The following is a 19,330-nucleotide window of genomic DNA, read 5'->3' on the forward strand; positions in this document are numbered from 1 at the left end:
TATTAACGCAATGTTGTTAACGCAATGTTGTTAACGCAATGTTATTAACACAATCGTATTAGAGCAATTGTATTAGCAAAACTTATACAAACTAATTTTAATTATGTCAAATAAATCATCCAATATACCGCTTGTTCCATCATTTAAATATGAGCAAGATCTGCTTTGCGAAGGCTATGATTGGGTTATTGGTCTTGATGAAGTAGGAAGAGGCTCTCTTGCAGGTCCTGTGATGGTAGGAGCTGCAGTTATTGGAATTAAACAAGTAAAAGAAAACTATATGCCTGAAGGCTTAGCTGATTCTAAATTGCTGAGTGAAAAGCGTCGAGAAGAGCTTTATGAACCGTTGCAAAAATGGTGTACAACTTGGGCAGTCGGGTCTTGCACTAACACAGAAATTGATGAGTGGGGTATTAGCTATGCTCTTGGTGTTGCTGCATTAAAAGCAATTTCTAAAGTTGAGGAAGATATTAAAAAGCTAAGTTTTAGCGTAAATGCGAATACGCGTGAGAATACGCGTGAGAATTCAAACTTTCGTATTGCAGCAATATTGGATGGACCTTGCGATTATATTGACAAAGTCGCAAATACTTTTGACGCTCCTTACATTCCTGAGCCTGTAAAAGTCCATACTTTAGTAAAAGCAGACAGACAGTGTGCGAGCGTAGCTGCAGCTGCAGTTTTGGCAAAAGTTACTAGGGATAATCTTATGGTATCTCTTGCTAAAAATCCGAAATATGCAGCCTACGATTGGGCAAGTAATAAGGGTTACGGCTCTTTAGCTCATCGCAATGCCATTAAAAAAGTAGGACCTAGCGATTTGCATAGATTGTCTTGGCATTTATAAGCGAGGGGTATATATGGCAGAAAATGAAGCAAAACGCGTGTCAATGATCGATGTTGCGCATGCTGCTGGCGTAAGTCATCAAACTGTTTCTCGCGTTATTAATAATTCTCCTGATGTTTCTGCTAACACGCGAATTAAAGTTCTGCGAGTTATTGAGCAACTTGGGTATTATCCAAGTAATTCAGCGCGCGCATTAGCGACTAAGAGGTCGCGTACTTTAGGGCTTATCGTTGGTGCAGAAAATAGAACATCTCGAAACATCATTGCTCCTATAGAAGCGCAAGCAAAATCTCGTGGTCTTTTTCTTTCTATTAGCATGGTCAACGAAACGTTATGTGAACAAAGTGATATTCAAGATTTATGCGAGAGTTTTGAAGAGCAAAATGTCGACGGATTAATAATTGACGCTCCAACAGACGCAATATTTACGTCACTGTGTCGTACGCGTATTCTTAAGCCGTGCGTATGTGTTACTGCTACTCATGGTGCGATAAGCGCGCATGAAGGCATGAATATGTTGCGTTCTCATAGCAACGTTGAGTATTCAATGATTGGGATTAATCAATCTCGCGCAATGAACGATATTGTGTCACTTATTGCGCATTATGGACATCGAAATGCCATTTATATAGCAGGTCCTTCACAATGGAGAGGTGCTGCAACGCGACTCATTGCATGGCGTTCACTTTCAACTGCTCAAGGTATTCATTCGCATATTGTGCAATGTACTTCGTGGAAGTCTTCTGAAAGTTACGCGCGAATGAATCATATGATTGAGAAATTTGGTATAGATGGCATTGCATTGCCGACTGTTATTGTTGCTTCAAGCGATGAGCAGGCAGTAGGAGTTGTGCGTTCCTTGTATGAGCACGGTTTGAAAATTCCGAGTGATATTAGTGTTGTTGGTTTCGGCGATATTCCGGCAATAAGTGATTTTTTCCCACCTCTTACAACTGTGAGTCTCGATATGCAGCAATTAGGGTCGTTGGCAGTGCGTGAAGCTTTGAGATTAATGAATCATGGGCCTGAACCAGCATTCCCAGATATGTCTCATGGAGTTGGACAAATACCTGCTAGCTTAAAATTGCGTTCTTCTATTGGTGCAGTATTGAGATAATTTTGCGATCGTCAAAAATTGTATTAAAAAATTATTGAGAATAGAATTAAAAATGGTATTTTTAATTATTTTTTTGATTATTTAAATATTGCGTGAAACAGTTGTGAAACAACTTTATTTTCTTAATGCTAATATCTGGCAAAATGGCTTAAAATCAGCATAATTACGCGGCTGTCGGCGTGTTGATGGTGTGTGTGAAGCGTAATCTTAACATCTGTTGGGAGTGTGTGGTTTTTGAATAAATATGGAATAAAGAAAAAGGATCAGGAGATGATAAATCGCTGCTTTGCGTTCGTGCCAGGAATTAAGCATCTAGTTGTTTTAAGGTCGGCGTGTCTTGCGATTTCTTATCTTGTAAACATAGCTTTTGTCTACGTTTGCGTTGGGATGTTGTCTCCAGTATTAAGACCTGTTCGTTCTACTGGAACTTCTTTAATGAGTTCTGTTGAATTTACGTCTTACATTATTGTTTTAGCTGCTATTATTTTGCTGAAATATGCAGTTTTTTACTGGTCGTGTACTGTTTGTGCAGAAATTGAGTCGCGAATAGCTATGCGTTTGCGCCCTAAAATGTTGCGCGCAATATTATCTCTACGCTCTGTGGATGTTGAAGATTCTCATGACATTACTTCTTTGCGCGTAAATGAAGATATTTTTGCAATACAAAGTTTTGTTGCTTCTTTAGTTCCACAAATTATTGCATCTATTCCTGTTCCTGTAGTCGTTTCTGCAGCACTATTTACAGTTAACCCTGCTATAGCTGGGATTTGCACATTAGCTGCATTGTTTAATGTTGCTTCTCTTATATTCTCGTTGGCACTAAGCCCAGTATCGTGGCGTTGTGTAAGTGCATTATTTGCCTATGTTATTGCTGGACTCGCAATTGTTGCAACTGTTTGGTTATCTTCCGTTAAAGGTGTAGGTCTTGCTGCAGCTCTGTTAACAATGCCTTTGTTAATGTTAAGCGTCCAGCCACTGAGAATTGTTGGTAAGAATATGCATGTAGTTAAACATGCTGTTCATGGTTTGAATCATGTTGAAGCATTGTTGCAAATGGTTACTGATTCTCCTGCTCCAATAGCATTTAGTGACGATGGTTCAACATTATCTTTGCCTGATGGCTCAACCAATATTGCTTTGCGTATGCGATGCAATATTTCGGAAAATAATGCGAATACTAATGAAGCTCAGCGTTTATCGATAATTGCAAAATCTGGTGAATTGCAAGTTATTCCAAGTAAATATCATCATGTTATGCGTGAGAAAATACTTTCTGGAACAGGTTTTAATAAATCTGCTGACATATTGCTTTCTTATAGCGACCGTTATGATATTCATGAAGACGACGTTTCTCCATTTGTAGTTTCTGAAGTATTTGACGCAAACGATAGTGCATCTTACTTGTCGTTGAACGATGCAAGTTCTGCAGCTTTAGCAGATATTGTTACTATAGTTAGCGAGCGAAGTCATCTATTTTCCACAACATTGCGAGAAAACTTACTTTTGGCTGCTCCAACAGCTACGACTACTGCGATGTGGGATGCATTGCGAGCTGTGCGAATAGATGGTGTTGTTTATGCCGATTACGACGGTCTAGATATGCCAATAGATAGACTTTTTAATAATCCTGAAGCATCCTATAATTCTGAAGATTTAAAGCGTCGCGTTATTCTTGCTAGAGCGATTTTAAGACACACTAAAGTGTACGTTTTTGATTATTCCCAATGTGATATTAGCAATCATGAGGCTGAAGAAATTGTTAAAATATTGCGTCGCATAGCGCGTTATGCAAATGTAATAGTATTAATGCCAAATGATGATGGCATTAGCTCAACGGACGAAATAGCAACTGTAGAATCGTATCGTCATGTTGCTAATGATAGTTCTAAAAATATTACGCAACTAAATCAATTAAACGAATCTCAAAACTCGCAAAACTCGCATAATGTTGAGCAAGCTCAGCAAGATTCTAATAAAAACAAGCATATTTCTTCTATTGCAAGTATTGCTTACACTTATGAAGTGAGAACAATCTCAAAGTTCAAACGTGCTATTTTTGCTTTTATATCAATGTTTAGTACTGCTCTCAATCTTGTTTCTGCAGTATGTATTCCTGTTGCTATTGTTTCAGCAATGTTTGCTGTTGCAGGACGTCCAATATTTGGTTTTGTAATGCAACAGTGCGTGCTTGTTGCTGTTGCTTGTATGGCAGTTCGTGCATTAACTCTTGTTACAACATTTGCAGGTGTAGATATGCATCACGAACATTGGCATAAAGCTCATATCAGCATGAATGTTGGAATGATATTTGCAGTTGTACCTCTTATGGTTGTTTTGTACTATTTCGATGCGAATTTGTCTTATGTAGCTATTGTTTCGTGCGTGTTTATTATGTTTATTGTTCCTCGATACTTACTTATACGCTCCAAGCATATTGCAAATAAAGTGCGCATTGAACAGCATGAAGTTGAGAATGAAGTAAGTGATATTGAGCTTGGTATCGATGAAGTACTTGCATTTAGGCAAGGTGAGCATTGCGTTAATCGAATGGTTACTTCAATGCATAAAGTTTCTCAACAAAGAATGCGTCTGGCTCGTAAAAGTGGAGGCATGTCGGCACTTGTTCTTGCTATATCGTTAATTAGCATTTCTGTAGCCGCACTAGTAGTTTCTCACACCATTCATCCGGTGCCAGCTAATATTCCAGCATGGAGTACGGTTTATGCTGTTATGGCAATGGTTTTGCTGGTAATTATGATTCAGCAAGTTGTAGATGTTGTTTTACAAAGAATACCGTCTGTTATGAGAGTTAAGAGCAGTAGCTAACTTTAATTTAAAAAATATTGAATATGCATAAGTTGAGTTGGGGGACTGAGCATGCGTAATCGTTGTAACAAGAGGCAGTTTCTTGCGCTGTTCTGGATGCTGCTGTTTGCTGTTTTATGTGGGATTGTTATTGGCTTGTTGCTTCCTAAAATAAACAGTAGCGTTGGGAAAATTACAGGAGAATATGAAGCAAGCGGAGAAGCTGCGCAAGCATTGGAAAAATTGCGTATATCTAAGCCTTATCGTTACGGGTACGAGCGTCAAGTATTCGGATATCGTACTACCGACGATGACGGTAATGGATGTGACGTTAGGGAAGACGTTTTAGCGCGTGATTTACAAAATGTGAAATACAAGTACGCAGGATCCTGCCAAGTGCGTTTCGGCTTGTTGCATGATCCGTATACTGGCAAAGATATTCACTTCGTGCGTGGGCGAAAAACCAGTGCATTAGTTCAAATAGATCATGTTGTTGCATTACAAAATGCGTGGGAATCTGGAGCGTGGAAATGGAATCGTGCAAAACGATTAAAATTTGGCAACGATATGATGAACCTACTCGCGGTTGAAGGAGCTGCTAATCAAGAAAAAGGTTCCGCGTCCGCAGCTTACTGGCTTCCTTCAAACAAAACCTTCAGGTGCGAATATGTTGCTAGGCAAATAGCTGTTAAGTATAAATATGGTTTAACTGTAACTCGCGAAGAAAAGCAGAGTATGGAAAGCGTATTGCATAACTGTTCTGCACAAAAATTACCAAAGTAAGGATTTCTCAGTTTGGTATTCGTAAAGTGACTTAGTAAGCGTTTAATAAGCGTTTAGTAATGATTATGAGTGTGATCGTGCATTACGTCGTGATGCTCTGCTGAATGAGGAATATGCAACACGCGCATGCGATCAATAGCTCTACGCGCAAGATTGTGAGCAGAACCCGTGCCTTCGCCCTTGACTCCAAAAATAACGATAAGAGCCATAATTCCTGTAATAATAGCACTAATGCGCAAAGTCCATTGAACTCCGAAAATACTAGCAGCAACATCGGCAGCGTGACCTGTGCCAGAATGGTGAAGAGTTGTCAATACTGTCATTGTAACTACTAAAACAGGTGCTCCAATAGCTCCCCAAAGCTGACGCATAGTATTAGTTACAGCCGAACCATCGCCAAGTTCTTCCTTACGCAAACAATTAAGCGACCACGTAGTTATTGGCATAAGCAAGAATCCCATGCCAATTTGGCGAGTAAACTGCCAAATGGAAATCCACCAAATCCACGTATCCATGTCAATAAGACTCATCATTACAGTGCCAAAAAACAGAATAATAGAGCCTGCCATAGCAACTGGGCGCACTCCAAAGCGATCTAGCATACGACCGCCAAAATACTGCGAAATAGCCATGCCGAACGCTCCAGGAAGCAGAATTAAGCCGCTCATAGTTGCTGAAAAACCACGATCAGACTGAATATAAAGCGGAATAAGCACCATAATTGAGCTGAAAGCAAAAAATGTAAGGCAAGCGCAAATAGTACCTACCATAAAGTAGCGGTTTTTAAGCACATTAAGACCAAGAAGAGGAGTGTGACCGCGTTTTTGCGCTCGCAACTGCCTTGTAATAAACCAAGCAATTCCAAAAGCGCCAATAATCATAGGAGCCCAAGATAATGGGTGTGAAATTCCGCATCCTTCAATATTAGTGAATCCAAACATGAGCCCGCCGAAGCCAATAACCGAAAGGCCAACCGAGAAGAAATCAGCATGCGCGTTAAGATCGTGTTCTCCAAAATTATGCAAGAAAAATACTGCCAAAACGACGGATATTGCTCCGATAATAGTAAGAGAGCAGAAAATAGAACGCCATCCATTAATATCAGTTTGCAAACCGCCAATAGTAGGACCGATTGCTGGAGCAATACTCATAGCCATGCCAACGCTTCCCATTGCCATACCTCTGCGAGTAACAGGGTAGACGGAGAATACGGTAATTTGTAAAACAGGCCACATTACGCCAGTGCCAATAGCTTCAAGAGTTCGACCAACAAGTGCCATCATAAAGTCGTTACTAAGCCATGCAAGTACGGATCCAAAAGTAAAAAGCGACATGGAAGTAATAACAATTTGGCGAGTAGAAAAGCGTCTTGTTAAAAATGCTGTAAGTGGAACCATAATTGCCATAATCAGCTGGAAAATAGAAGTAAGCCACTGACCAGTTGTGACGCTTATACCAAATTCTTGAACTATTGTTGGCAATGCTGCAGTAAGTTGTAATTGTGCGAAATTGCCGATAAATGTAATAAACGTAAGAATAGCGAGAGAAATTAAAGCAGGACGTGTAAGACGATTGTTATTGTATGCTTCTTCGCCTGTTAGTGCATGACTGAGATCTTGGCTTTTATTAGACAGCCATGTTGAGTGCGTCAAAATAAAACATCCTTTTTTGTTCTTAAACATAGTTTTTCTTAAGCGTATTTTTAAGCATAGGTGGCAAAAGTCAATCGACTTAAGTCTATTCTCTTATCTATTACAACAAAAATTGCAAAACTTAATTTACGCAAAACAAAAGTTATTTAAAAATTTATTTTGCGCAAAACAATGATATTTAGACTGATTCTAATCAGTAGCTGTGGTAGGAAAGCCAATGATTGTAAGCGCCTTGAATGGAGCCATAACGACCATTGCAATAATTCCAGAACCAGCGGAGCTGCGTTTGATAGTTAGTTGCCCAATCAGCGCCAGCAGAAGCCATTTTTCCGCCTGGCAAAGCTTGAGGTAAACCGTAGGCCCCAGAAGGATTCATTGCGTTTACGCGCCAACCGGACTCATGAGAAATAATAAATACTGTTGCAGTAAAATCAGCTTCACTATAACCGTTAGAGATAAGCCAGTCGTGAGCCCATTGTTGCATCTCGCCAGCAGGAACAGTCGTACCGATAGAAGCAGCTAAGCCAATTGCGGCAGAAGAGCCGCCAGTTCCAACAAGAATAACCTTATCTTTTGGAGCTTTTTTAACATAAGAAGCAAAAATATTAGAGGAAACTATTTTTCCCTTAGCTCGAGTAACTATTTTTGCTGTTTCCATTACGCCGTTAGCGCCTTCACTTTGCACCTTCTCAGTACCTTTTGGAAGTGCAGCAGTTTCCTTTTTAACGACGTTAAACGCGATTGGGTCGTCGGAATTCTCTAATTTTGCGCCTGCGCGATTAATCGTAATAACAGTTGATTCGCTAACTTTAGTTGTAAGAGATGGAGTAACAACATCGTGTGGCTCAAGAGTGATATCTCCAGCATCAAGAACGGATTTTACATCAGTGAAATCAGTGCCCAAAATAGTACGATGATGACCATTTATAACAACGTTAATATATGAAGTCGCACCATTATGCAACATACCACGGCTAGCACTACGAGAAACTTGCGAAGAATCGGTTGCCGAATAAGAAGTAACCTGAACAGCGTGACCTTTAGACGAAGCGTAAAAATCTCGCGAGGCAAAACCAAGTATCACCAAAGCAACGAAGCCCAAAATAACCGCGCTAACTCTAGCCCACTGTCGTAAACTGAGTGAACCAAGCGTAACAGTATGCTTACGGTGACTGGCCATAACCCTCCTTATTTCTGCAATTACTCTATTGATACTTGCAAACGCTCGCAACGTAGACTAATAAAACATGAGAAACATGCGTTAAAATGTATGTGCAAAACGTATATGCAAAACCTCACGTATTATATCTCATGGCATAGTCTATAAATCAGGATTCAGAATCATCAGATTCGTAAGATTTAGCTTGTTCAACCAAATCTTCCAAATCAGAAGCTAGTAATGCTCCAGCTTGTCTATAAATAACTTCGCCGCGCTTAATAACCATTACTGTTGGAACAGCTTGGATTTGAGCAGCTGCAGCAATCTCGTTGCTTTTGTCAATATCAACTTTTACGAAAGGAATTTCGGGATATTTTTCGCTGACCTTCTCAAAAATAGGACCAAAAGATCTGCATGGACCGCACCATGTTGCCCAAAAATCAACAACAACTATTTCATTTGTCGAAGCAATCTTCTCAAAATTTTCTGTAGTAGCATGTATTGCTGCCATATTACCCCCTCGATATTTTGCGTATTTGCTTTATTGTACGTGCCGCCTTGCATAAAGTTGCCGATAGTGCGCTTATCTGTCGTCTTGCGGCACTAGGCTAGGAGTCATGCTTGATATCCAATTTATTCGTGAACATGCCGACGTAGTTAAGGAATCGCAGCGCAAGCGCGGTGAATCCGTTGGGCTCGTCGATGAAGTATTGCGCAGCGATGATTTGCGCCGAACCGCTCTTAAGGCTTTTGAAGAAGCTCGCGCCGAGCAAAAAGCTATTGGTAAGAAGGTTGCAACAGCTAGCGCGGAGGAAAAGACTGCGCTTATTGCCGAAACTAAAGAATTAGCTTCGAAAGTTGCGGAATACAAAGCTGAATCCGAAAAAGCTACTGCCGACTACACTACGGCAATGTGGAAGCTTTCTAACATCGTTGAAGATGAAGCTCCAGAAGGCGGAGAAGACGACTATGTTGTAGTTAAGAAGGTTGGTACGCCTCGCGATTTTGCAGCTGAAGGTTTTGAGCCAAAGGATCATTTGACTCTTGGAACTGGCGTTGCTGGAATTGATATGCGTCGCGGCGTGAAGGTTGCAGGATCTCGCTTCTACTTCTTGCGCGGTGCTGTGGCTCGCTTGCAAATCGCAATGCTTACTATGGCTGTTGATCAAGCCGAAGAGCACGGTTTTACGCTTGCGATTACGCCAACGCTTGTTCGTCCAGAAGTAATGCGCGGAACTGGCTTCTTGAATTCTCACGCGGACGAGATTTACCGTTTGCGCGAACCAGATGATCAGTATTTGGTCGGTACTTCCGAGGTTGCTTTGGCTGGCATGCACGAGGATGAGATTCTTGACTTAAGCAATGGTGCTTTGCGTTATTGCGGTTGGTCGAGCTGCTACCGTCGTGAGGCTGGTGCTGCTGGAAAGGATACTTCCGGTATTATTCGTGTGCATCAGTTCGATAAGGTTGAGATGTTCGTTTATTGCAAGCAGGAAGATTCTCGCGCTGAGCATCAAAAGTTGCTCGGTATGGAGCAGGAAATGCTTGCTAAGGTGGAAGTGCCTTACCGCATTATTGATACTGCTGCAGGTGACCTTGGTTCTTCTGCCGCTCGTAAGTTTGATTGTGAAGCTTGGGTTCCAACGCAAGGACGTTACCGTGAGCTTACTTCTACTTCTAACTGCACTGAGTATCAGGCTCGCCGATTGAATGTGCGCGAACGTATGGAAGATGGCGGAACTCGCCCAGTTAGTACGCTTAACGGCACTTTGGCTACTACTCGCTGGCTTGTGGCTATTTTGGAAAATCATCAGCATGAAGATGGTTCGATTGATATTCCAAAGGCAATGCAGGCTTATATGGGTGGCAAGGAAGTGATTGAGCCGACGAAGTGGGAAGCATGAGTTTACTCGTGCACAAACACGGCGTTTGTTTCAAAAAACCGTTTAATTAGCTACAAAGCCCGGGAAATTGCCTGGGCTTTATTTTTTAGTTGATAAGCTTTTTGAATCTGGGTGTTGTGTGTTGTGTTCTATACGTGATGATATGCTTACCACTTGTGCGTTGAAAGCGGCAATTTGATTGCTTTCGTGCGCAAATGGATGGGTGTCCGAGCGGTCTAAGGAGACGGTCTTGAAAACCGTTGTAGGGAAACCTACCGCGAGTTCGAATCTCGCCTCATCCGCGAATTAACTAAGCCTAAAGCATGTGAAATTGCTTTAGGCTTTTTTAATTCGCTGAGCTTGCTCAGGTTGGAAGCACAGTGTGCTTCCAACGCAAGCGAGGTCTTTCTGCGTCAATAAAGACGCAGAAAGTGTGGGCTAGTGTGTTTAACGTAGTGTGTTAGGTTTGTGTTGCTGCATTTCGCGCTTGAAGCTTTTTTATTCTGCCGAGCTTTCTCAGGACTGAAAGTGCACTGTACTTTCAGTGAAAGCTCGGTCTGTCTTCGTCTCGATTGACGGGAAAGGGCGTGAAGGTGGCGGAAAGTTTGCAGTCGTGTAAAGGAAGGGTCGTTTGCGAGCGAGAATCCGATCGAAACGTGCGCTCGCTCGATTTTAGCGCGCGGAGTAGTGACGCTCTTGTGATGTGATGTCGTCCAGGAAGAAGCTTGCACCTTCGCGGCAAGACGTGCTGCTTTCGAAATCTTCCGGAGCGTAAGGCGCAACGCTTTCAAACATCTCCTCGTAATCAGCAACGCTTAAATGCACGCGCGAATCAAGCATATCCGCATGCTCGCGCGCAAACAGCGCATCTCTAAATCCTGGCGCAATCGTGCCGCTGAAAAATTCACCAACAGCGCCGGAACCATAAGAAAATAGTCCAATCTTATCGCCGCTTTTAAGTGCAGTAAGATCACTATTTTCGCAAGTAAATTCGTCTAACTCAAGTAAAGACAGCAATCCCAAATACAGGGAACCCGTATAGATGTTGCCTACACGACGGCTGTACTTCGTGCTGGTTTCGTAGCGCGAAAGTAAGCGATTGCGCGACGACTCGCTTAGGTTGCTATTATCGCAAGAATCAGAGCAAGAATTTGCGCAAGAATCCATCGCAGCCTTAAGTGCTTTCAAACCCATTTTCGTATATGGCAAATGGAAGCACAATCCGGCGAAATCGCTGAAATTGCAATCGTTTTGCGCGCAATACTTTTGCCAAACTTCGCAGAAAAATTGTATGTATTGCTCGGTTGAAAACTTGCCGCGAGCAAGAGCGGTGTCTTGGTAAACAGGTCGCCAAAAGTCCTGAATATCCGCGGATTTTACAACGCTGTCGTCGTTAATTTTAAGCACGTGCGGATTCGCGCTCACAAGCATTGCCACAGCCCCAGCGCCTTGCGTAACTTCGCCAGGGGTAGCAAGCCCGTAGCGCGCAATATCGGCTGCAATAACAAGCACTTGCGGATTTTTTTCTGCGTGCGCGCGCACGTAATCGCATGCCATCATCAAAGCTGCCGTTCCGCCGTAGCAAGCCTCTTTTACTTCAATAGAGCGCACCCACGGCGTGAGTTTTAGCAGATTTTGAACGTATAGCGCGCTGGATTTACTTGCGTCGACTCCGCTTTCTGTGCCGACGATGAGCATTTTGAGGCGATTGCTATCGATGTATGGTAGTAGTGGGAATGCGGCTTGCGCGGCGAGAGTGACGATGTCTTGGTGATTTGGTGGCACGGATTGTTCGCTTTGACCGATTCCGATTGTGAATTTGTTAGGGTCGATTCCGCGGTGTTCCGCCAATTCTTCGAGGTTTAGGTAATAGTGCGGCGTTGCGAAGGAGATGCGGTCAATGCCGACGGTAAGGGGAGTGGTTGCGGAGGTTGTGGTTGTGTTGGCTGCTGCGGTTGCTGATATTTTGATATTTTGTGTGCTCATTTGTCCTAAACCCTTAAATTTTCTTAATTTTTACTTGATTCTCGTAACTTTTGAAGTAATTGCGTAACTTTTTCTGTAGTTCTTTCTGCAGGGCTAAGTTGCAAAATATTATGCGTGATTTCTGCGATTTCCGCACCTTTGGCACCTGCTGCAATTGCCAGGTTTGAAGACTGCAATGCCATGTGACCTGCTTGAATTCCAGGGCCTGCTAGTGCGCGAAGAGCCGCAAGATTTTGCACCAAACCGAGCGCGGCAAGCGTATTTCTAAAGTCGTTTGCGTTTTTGTATTTGCCGATTTTGATCGCGAGTTTTGCCATTGGAAGCGATGAGATTGAGCCGCCGACAATGCCGATCTGTAGCGGAATTTCAATCCTGCCGTGGAGTATGGTTTTTCCGTTTAAAGTTTCGGTGTTCCACTTTGACAGTGGTAGGTAGCGACCGGAGCGCGCCGCCCACGCGTGTGCTGCCGATTCTAGTGCTCGCGTATCATTCCCGGACGCGAGCGCGGCTCCTGCGATTCCGTTTAGGATTCCTTTGTTGTGCGTGGCGGCGCGTGCAGGGTCGCTGGCGGCAAGCGCGCTCAATGCCGCGATTCGGCGCGCAAGGCACTTTCCCTCGCGCTCTCGTTCAGAGTCTTCCAGCCGCCTGGATGCTAGTGCTTCAACCGGTATATGCACTTCTGCTGTGCTGGCAACGCGGCTGGTGTTCGTGAGTATTGCAACTAGCGCCTGCACGCCGAGCCAGCTTTCCAGCTGGGCTTTGACGGCTTCGCCCATAGTGTTCACTGTGTTTGCGCCCATTGCGTCGCATGTGTCTACGTCAATCTCGAGCTTTGCGAAGCCGTGCAAAGCTGAAGCGCGGCATTTTCGCGCGCCGCCACCCCTTTTACTTATTGATGGGTGTGACGCGTTTGCAATGCGCAACAGTTCTGCAACCTTTTCTTTATCTTCAACGATTCTGCTCAAGCGCGCCGCCACGCTTCCGTCTGCGTCCTCAAAAGCTATTTGTGCTGTAGTCACGTATTGTGGGGAGCGCGCAATAATTCCGTATCCAACGTCAGTCGCTGCAGCAATTCGCGCCCCATTGCACGCAGCTGCAATCACGGATGGCTCCTCAGTTGCAACCAGCACGTCACACACTTCGCCGTTCACAATCAGCCCACGCACAACGCCAACCGGCAGCGTATACTTTCCAATTTGATGCTCAATCATATGATTTGCAACGTCTGCAGAAATTGTAGTATCGGAACTTTCCGCAAACTGTTTAAGCAAAAATGCTGCCTCAGTATCGTTAATTGCGCCCTCATTTTGCAAGGTTTTTATGCGATTTTCCACGCTTAATTCACGAAAAGCAGCCATCGAAATAACCTCATGATTTGTAGACTACGAATGCTTCTGATCGCTTTGCATTCTGACTTTATTGTTTTACATTCTGACTTGATTGTTTCGCATTCTAATTTGCATAGAAACGCCGATTCCGCCGCCGACGCACAGCGCAGCAACTCCATTTAACTTATTGCTATCTCGCAAAGCGTATATAAGCGTCGTCAAAATCCTCGCTCCGCTAGCGCCAAGCGGATGTCCGAGTGCAATTGCTCCACCGCGTACGTTGAGTTTTGACTCGTCAATATGAAGTTGCTCCGCAACGGCAATGCTTTGCGCTGCAAACGCTTCGTTTATTTCGAATAAATCAATGTTGTCAACGTTGCTACCGGTCGCATTTAGCATGCGTTCCATCACATGTTTTGGAGCGTATCCCATTAAATCTGGGTCGATTCCGCCTTCTGCGAATCCCACAATTTGCGCAAGATATTCAATTCCGTACGCTTGCGCGTAATCTTTGCTCATAAGCACTAGAGCTGCAGCTCCGTCGTTAATTCCGCTTGCGTTTCCTGCAGTTACAGTCGATTCGTGCTTGCAAACTTCGTTCTCGCCAACTTCGCAAGTTGCGTCCGCAGTTTCTTCCGACGCTTTAAAAAGCGTGCGCAATTTCGACAACTGCTCTAAAGACGTATCTTCGCGAGGATGCTCGTCTTGAGTTATAACAGTTCCGTTTGCAAGCGTTACTGGCACAATTTCAGAAGCAAGATCGCCTCTTTTAATAGCGGCAACAGCTTTTTGGTGAGATTTAAGTGCAAAAATATCTTGTGCTTCGCGAGTGATACCAAATTTTGCTGCAACATTTTCTGCAGTAACGCCCATTGCGTCGCCAGTAAAAGCGTCGTTTAAGCCGTCTCGTTGCAAACCGTCAATAAGCGCAAAATTCCCGTATTTGTGTCCGCTAAATCGCGAATTAGTTGCGTAAAACGGTACGTTGCTCATGCTTTCAGTGCCGCCTGCAACAACAACTTGCGCATCTCCCATAACGATTGCGGATTGTGCTAAGCGCACTGCTTTTAAGCCGGATCCGCATACTTCGTTAATTGTCATTGCGCAGCTAGAAGTATCTAATCCTGCTTTTAACGCAATTTGGCGAGCAACGTTTTGTCCGCTGCCTGCTTGTAATACGTTTCCAAAAATAGCTTGATCCACGTCGTGTGAGCTAATTCTAGCGCGTTCTATTGCTGCTTTTGCTGCGATTGTTCCTAAATCAACTGAGGAAAGCGAAGATAAGCTGCCGCCGAATTTGCCAATAGGCGTACGTACAGCGCTTGCAATCACCACTTCAGTCATATGTTTAGCCACCTAATCAATTGTTTGTTGCAATACGTGTTGAAGTATACCAACCGGACTACTTTATCGTATTTTTCGACAAAATTACCATTTGCGAAAAATTTTTCTCGTTTCCTTCACAATTAGACTTACTTCAGTGAGTTTATGTTTTTGTGAAAAGTGATTACTTGTTGATTAGCGAACGCTATCATTAATGCTGCTGCACACACCACACCGGGCATACATATCACACACCAAACCGCAGCTTAATTTCGTGACTTTAGTTGCACGAATACCAGTGTGGTAGAGATTTGAGATTTTTCGCACTGAGCGAAGGACGCTCGCGCAGCGCTTTGACCGAGCTTGAAATCATTGGGATTTCAAGCTCCTTCAAAGCGTGATTTGGCTCAATTGTGAAGCACGGTGTGCTTCACATGCCAAATCAGCCGAACGGCTACCAATAGCCGTGAGGAATAAGCTCGCTACGAAACTCGCGTTGGAAGTCCACTGGACTTCCAACTTTAGCGAGTTTCCGCTCCGAGTTACTTTCGCGCGCTACGCTCTAAGCGCGAAAGCAGGTCGGAGCGCTACTTACGGAACGAAATCGACCCATCAACAGGATCCATCGCGTCAACAATCGCCAGCGAATCCAAGTCATATCCAGCTTCACGAAGCGCATCTCCACCACCTTGGAAGCCCTTTTCGATAGCGATTCCAATGCCGGCAACGCTAGCTCCAGCATGATTGCAAATGTCGATTAATCCTTGCAAAGCTTTGCCGTTCGCCAAAAAATCATCCAAAATAAGCACGCGATCTTCCGCACTTAAATACTTACGTGACACAATCACCGGAAACTCGCGCTGCTTTGTAAAAGAAAATACCGTAGATACGTATTGGTCGCCATCGAGATTAATCGACTGAGCTTTCTTTGCAAAAACCACAGGAACTCCACCAAAATGGCGTGCTGCAACACATGCGATTCCAATACCAGAAGCCTCAATCGTAAGAATCTTAGTAATATTTGCGTCGCGGAAATGCTCAGCCCAAGCGGCTCCCATATGATCAAATAAATTCACATCGCACTGGTGGTTCAAAAAAGCGTCTACTTTTAATACATTGCCTGGTTTTACGATACCATCTTGGAGAATGCGTTCTTCCAGTTCTTGCACGATGCGCCCCTTCTTACGAACAATTACATTGCAGTACGCTCAAGCATACCCAAGTTCGTGACACAATACGAGTAAAAACGACTGCAGCATGTGGTAAACCTGATTAAATACGTGCGCAATTAAAACGTGGGGGCGTTTTATTGCTGAAGCTAAAACGTAGGTAATTGGCGGCATTAATGGAGTACAAGTATGAGCGTAAGTATGGGCGCAAGTATGAATGCAAATATGAGTGCAAAAGATAGCGATTACGGATATGTAAGTGATTTGTTGGGGAATCCAGTTGATTCGTTCGATTCTGACGATAGTTTTTACGAGAATGTTGCGGATGTGAATGATTATGCCAACTACAGTTACGACGAGTATGCTGACGCTTATGCTAAAGAGCCTGATTTTACGCAGCAAGAATATGCGTCTGATCAAGAATCAGTGCCTCCTCAAGAATCAGTGCCTTCCCAACAAGAAGCTCTTGCCCAACAAGAACTGCTTCCTCAAGAATCTCAAGAATATTCTCAAAATTCCGCACATTCTAGAGTTGCAGTTGACGCGCAAAAACTACTCGACGGCTTAAATCCGCAACAATCTCAAGCAGTCCAATACGACGGACCGGCACTGCTTATTGGAGCAGGAGCTGGAAGCGGCAAAACGCGAGTTCTTACGCGAAGAATAGCTTGGATATTAAGCCAAAAAGATGCCTGGCCAAGCCAAATTCTTGCCATCACTTTTACAAACAAAGCAGCTGCCGAAATGCGTGAACGTTTAAGCAAACTTATTGGTAGCGAAGCAAATACTATGTGGGTTTCGACGTTCCACTCTGCATGTGTGAAAATACTTCGCAGATCAGGACAGTATATTGGCTTAAAATCAGGCTTTTCTATTTACGATACTTCCGATTGCGAGCGATTAGTAAAAATTATTGCAACAGAGCTTAACGTTGATATTAAGCGTTTTACGCCACGCAGCATTTTGGGCAAGATTTCGGATTGCAAAAATAGTTTAATCACTTGGCGTGAGCAACTAGACATGTATGCTAACGATTACAAGCCTGGTGTTGCAGGTCAACAAATTGCGCACGCTGGCAATTCTGAAGCTGTCTACGCAACTATTTATGCGGAATATCAGCATCGTTTATCTCAAGCAAATGCGGTTGATTTTGACGATTTAATTATGCGAACTGTGCAACTCATGCGCGAAGTACCAGAAGCTGCGCAATATTACCGACGTAAGTTCCGCTATATTCTTGTAGACGAGTATCAGGATACGAATCACGCTCAATACGAGCTTATTCGCGAGCTTGCTGGAGTGGATGTAAAGCAAAATAGTGCAAATCCATCTCAGCAAAATAACACTCCTGCATCAATCACAGTTGTAGGCGACTCCGACCAGTCGATTTACGCTTTCCGCGGAGCAGATATTCGCAATATTCAAGACTTTGAAAAAGATTTCCCAAACGCTACAACTATTATGCTTGAGCAAAATTATCGCTCTACGCAAACTATTTTGGATGCTGCAAATGCAGTTATTTCGCATAATCAAGGACGAAAGCCTAAAAAATTGTGGACGGCATTAGGTAAGGGCACTCCAATTACTGGTTATGCAGCAGACAGTGCTCAACAGGAAGCAGCTTGGGTTGCGCAAGAAATAGCGCGATTAGCAGGTGAAGAGGGCGTTGCTTATTCGGATATGGCGATTATGTATCGCGCTAATGCACAGTCTCGTTCGCTGGAAGATGCGCTCGTTAAAGCAGGTCTTCCGTATCAACTTGTTGGCGGCACGAAGTTTTACGAGCGTCGCGAAGTAAAAGATGCGCTCGCATACTTGCAATCTATGGCAAACCCAGATGACGATGTGAATATGCGCCGAATTTTGAATGTGCCTAAGCGTGGGCTTGGAGCGCGTGCGGAGGCTTTGCTGACGCTTTACGCTCAAACACAAGGAGTTAGCTTCTGGCAAGCTTTGGAGCATTTGGAGTCAATCGAAGGCATGCCAACTCGCACTGCAACCAAGCTTAAAGAGTTCCGCGAGCTTATGCACAATTTAATTACTTGTATGCAAAACGATGACTCGAAACCTTCTAAAGTTATTGACAGCATACTGAACGACAGTGGTTTGCTGGAGGATTTGCAACGTTCTGAAGATCCTCAAGATGCCGCTCGCGTGGATAATTTGTCGCAATTGCAGTCGGTTGCAGCTGAGTATGAGCAGAATACGCCGGATGCTAGTGTTGCTGGATTCCTTGAAACGACAGCGCTTGTGGCTGATTCGGATCAATTGCCGGATGAAAATGAGGACACTGGTAAAGTTACGTTGATGACGCTTCACACGGCTAAGGGCTTGGAGTATCCGGTTGTGTTCCTAACTGGCATGGAGCAGGGAACTTTTCCGCATTCTCGCGCTTTGGAAGACGATGGCGAGCTTTGCGAGGAGCGTCGTCTTGCTTATGTTGGTATTACTCGAGCTAAGCAGCGTTTGTATGTTACTCGTGCTGCTGTTCGTGCGCAATGGGGGCAGGCTCAAGATATGCTTCCAAGCCAGTTTTTGGATGAGATTCCAGATAATTTGATTGATTGGAAGCGCAGAGAGTCTGATGTTGAGCGTTGGGGCGCTTCGTCTAGGCGTGGCGATGATTTCGATAGCGATTTTGATAGTGATTTTGGCGGCTGGGATGACGATTATAGCGATGCGTTTAGTGAAAAAACAACTTATGGTGGAAGCATTTACGGTTCTGAAAAATCGCATGGCTCTAAGTCTTACGGAAGAAATAAATCGTATGGCTCGAGTTCTTACAGCTCCTCTTACGAAAAGTCTTATAGCAAGTCTTACGGCTCGTCTTACGGCTCGTCTTACGGTTCTTCTTACGGCTCGTCTTATTCTAAATCGAATTGGTCTAAGTCAAGTGCAGTAAAAACGCGCAAAGTTACTGCAAAAACTGCGACTTCAACAAGCGCAACAAAAGTTGGTTCAACTTCTGCAGTTATGAATAAAGACAATCATCTAAATATTCAAGACTTCCAAGTTGGCGACAAAATTACTCACGATACTTACGGCTTAGGAACCGTGTTAGCAACGCAAGATAAGGGCAGAAACTCAATTATTACAGTCGATTTCGGCTCCGATGGAGTAAAGCGACTAATGCTTAGAGTTGCACCAATCGAAAAATTGTAAAATCTTTTATTTATGCACTTTAATGTAAGATAAATTTTTAACAAGGACGTGGCGTTTGCTGGTGTGAGCGCTGAAAAGCGTGTTGCATTAACGAAAATGTGACACTAAAAAATAAA

At 43.7% G+C, this 19,330-nt stretch carries 13 protein-coding genes and 1 tRNA gene; 7 read left to right on the forward strand and 7 right to left on the reverse strand.

The features are described 5' to 3' along the window. Positions 1–103: 103 nt before the first annotated feature. The 4 genes from K9E37_RS04890 (at position 104) to K9E37_RS04905 (ending at position 5,552) form a co-directional block, all read left to right on the forward strand. Positions 104–847, forward strand: a complete 744-nt coding sequence (locus tag K9E37_RS04890; protein ID WP_004110301.1) for a ribonuclease HII — start codon at positions 104–106, stop codon at positions 845–847. A 13-nt stretch (positions 848–860) separates the two neighbouring features. Further along, the gene (locus tag K9E37_RS04895) at positions 861–1,964 is read left to right on the forward strand and encodes a LacI family DNA-binding transcriptional regulator (RefSeq protein WP_012913876.1); all 1,104 of its coding nucleotides are present in this window, start codon (positions 861–863) and stop codon (positions 1,962–1,964) included. Positions 1,965–2,234: 270 nt separating this feature from the next. Further along, the gene (locus tag K9E37_RS04900; protein ID WP_102155414.1) at positions 2,235–4,790 is read left to right on the forward strand and encodes an ABC transporter transmembrane domain-containing protein; all 2,556 of its coding nucleotides are present in this window, start codon (positions 2,235–2,237) and stop codon (positions 4,788–4,790) included. Between the two features lie 51 nt (positions 4,791–4,841). Further along, entirely contained in the window at positions 4,842–5,552 is a 711-nt protein-coding gene (locus K9E37_RS04905) for an HNH endonuclease family protein (protein WP_033888582.1), read from the forward strand. A 53-nt stretch (positions 5,553–5,605) separates the two neighbouring features. Here K9E37_RS04905 and K9E37_RS04910 read toward each other — a convergent pair whose 3' ends face one another. From K9E37_RS04910 to trxA, 3 genes are all read right to left on the reverse strand, one after another. Then, entirely contained in the window at positions 5,606–7,234 is a 1,629-nt protein-coding gene (locus K9E37_RS04910) for an MDR family MFS transporter (RefSeq protein ID WP_248893132.1), read from the reverse strand. A 163-nt stretch (positions 7,235–7,397) separates the two neighbouring features. Then, positions 7,398–8,384, reverse strand: coding sequence for an aggregation-promoting factor C-terminal-like domain-containing protein (locus tag K9E37_RS04915; protein WP_102155412.1), 987 nt, complete (start codon positions 8,382–8,384; stop codon positions 7,398–7,400). 148 nt (positions 8,385–8,532) lie between these two features. Next, positions 8,533–8,874 (reverse strand): thioredoxin, encoded by a 342-nt coding sequence (gene trxA / locus K9E37_RS04920; protein WP_012913881.1) that lies wholly within the window; start codon positions 8,872–8,874, stop codon positions 8,533–8,535. 106 nt (positions 8,875–8,980) lie between these two features. Between trxA and serS the strand changes: the two genes are divergently transcribed. Beyond that, positions 8,981–10,267, forward strand: coding sequence for a serine--tRNA ligase (serS, locus tag K9E37_RS04925; protein ID WP_119522418.1), 1,287 nt, complete (start codon positions 8,981–8,983; stop codon positions 10,265–10,267). 196 nt (positions 10,268–10,463) lie between these two features. Beyond that, positions 10,464–10,548, forward strand: a tRNA-Ser gene (locus tag K9E37_RS04930). A 370-nt stretch (positions 10,549–10,918) separates the two neighbouring features. Here the strand turns inward: K9E37_RS04930 and K9E37_RS04935 are convergent. From K9E37_RS04935 to K9E37_RS04950, 4 genes are all read right to left on the reverse strand, one after another. Beyond that, positions 10,919–12,232 (reverse strand): hydroxymethylglutaryl-CoA synthase, encoded by a 1,314-nt coding sequence (locus tag K9E37_RS04935; RefSeq protein WP_004110316.1) that lies wholly within the window; start codon positions 12,230–12,232, stop codon positions 10,919–10,921. Between the two features lie 23 nt (positions 12,233–12,255). Then, a complete protein-coding gene (locus K9E37_RS04940) occupies positions 12,256–13,590 on the reverse strand; it encodes a hydroxymethylglutaryl-CoA reductase, degradative (RefSeq protein ID WP_102703378.1) in 1,335 nt (444 codons plus the stop codon). Positions 13,591–13,656: 66 nt separating this feature from the next. Beyond that, positions 13,657–14,904: an acetyl-CoA C-acyltransferase gene (locus tag K9E37_RS04945; RefSeq protein ID WP_248893134.1), complete on the reverse strand. Its 1,248-nt coding sequence runs from the start codon at positions 14,902–14,904 to the stop codon at positions 13,657–13,659. A 566-nt stretch (positions 14,905–15,470) separates the two neighbouring features. Further along, positions 15,471–16,052: a xanthine phosphoribosyltransferase gene (locus K9E37_RS04950; RefSeq protein ID WP_004110321.1), complete on the reverse strand. Its 582-nt coding sequence runs from the start codon at positions 16,050–16,052 to the stop codon at positions 15,471–15,473. 189 nt (positions 16,053–16,241) lie between these two features. Here K9E37_RS04950 and K9E37_RS04955 point away from each other — a divergent pair, with 189 nt between their 5' ends. Then, positions 16,242–19,214 carry an ATP-dependent helicase gene (locus K9E37_RS04955; protein WP_248893136.1) on the forward strand — a complete coding sequence of 991 codons (2,973 nt, stop codon included), beginning with the start codon at positions 16,242–16,244 and terminating at the stop codon, positions 19,212–19,214. Positions 19,215–19,330: the final 116 nt, after the last annotated feature.

It is taken from the genome of Gardnerella swidsinskii, from assembly GCF_023277705.1.
GTDB lineage: Bacteria > Actinomycetota > Actinomycetes > Actinomycetales > Bifidobacteriaceae > Bifidobacterium > Bifidobacterium swidsinskii.

Coding starts and splice junctions, on each gene's coding strand:
- K9E37_RS04915 (WP_102155412.1), bottom strand. CDS start 8,384: ATGGCCAGTCACCGTAAGCATACTGTTACGCTTGGTTCACTCAGTTTA.
- serS (WP_119522418.1), top strand. CDS start 8,981: ATGCTTGATATCCAATTTATTCGTGAACATGCCGACGTAGTTAAGGAA.
- K9E37_RS04910 (WP_248893132.1), bottom strand. CDS start 7,234: ATGTTTAAGAACAAAAAAGGATGTTTTATTTTGACGCACTCAACATGG.
- trxA (WP_012913881.1), bottom strand. CDS start 8,874: ATGGCAGCAATACATGCTACTACAGAAAATTTTGAGAAGATTGCTTCG.
- K9E37_RS04955 (WP_248893136.1), top strand. CDS start 16,242: ATGAGCGTAAGTATGGGCGCAAGTATGAATGCAAATATGAGTGCAAAA.
- K9E37_RS04940 (WP_102703378.1), bottom strand. CDS start 13,590: ATGGCTGCTTTTCGTGAATTAAGCGTGGAAAATCGCATAAAAACCTTG.
- K9E37_RS04890 (WP_004110301.1), top strand. CDS start 104: ATGTCAAATAAATCATCCAATATACCGCTTGTTCCATCATTTAAATAT.
- K9E37_RS04935 (WP_004110316.1), bottom strand. CDS start 12,232: ATGAGCACACAAAATATCAAAATATCAGCAACCGCAGCAGCCAACACA.
- K9E37_RS04900 (WP_102155414.1), top strand. CDS start 2,235: ATGATAAATCGCTGCTTTGCGTTCGTGCCAGGAATTAAGCATCTAGTT.
- K9E37_RS04895 (WP_012913876.1), top strand. CDS start 861: ATGGCAGAAAATGAAGCAAAACGCGTGTCAATGATCGATGTTGCGCAT.
- K9E37_RS04905 (WP_033888582.1), top strand. CDS start 4,842: ATGCGTAATCGTTGTAACAAGAGGCAGTTTCTTGCGCTGTTCTGGATG.
- K9E37_RS04945 (WP_248893134.1), bottom strand. CDS start 14,904: ATGACTGAAGTGGTGATTGCAAGCGCTGTACGTACGCCTATTGGCAAA.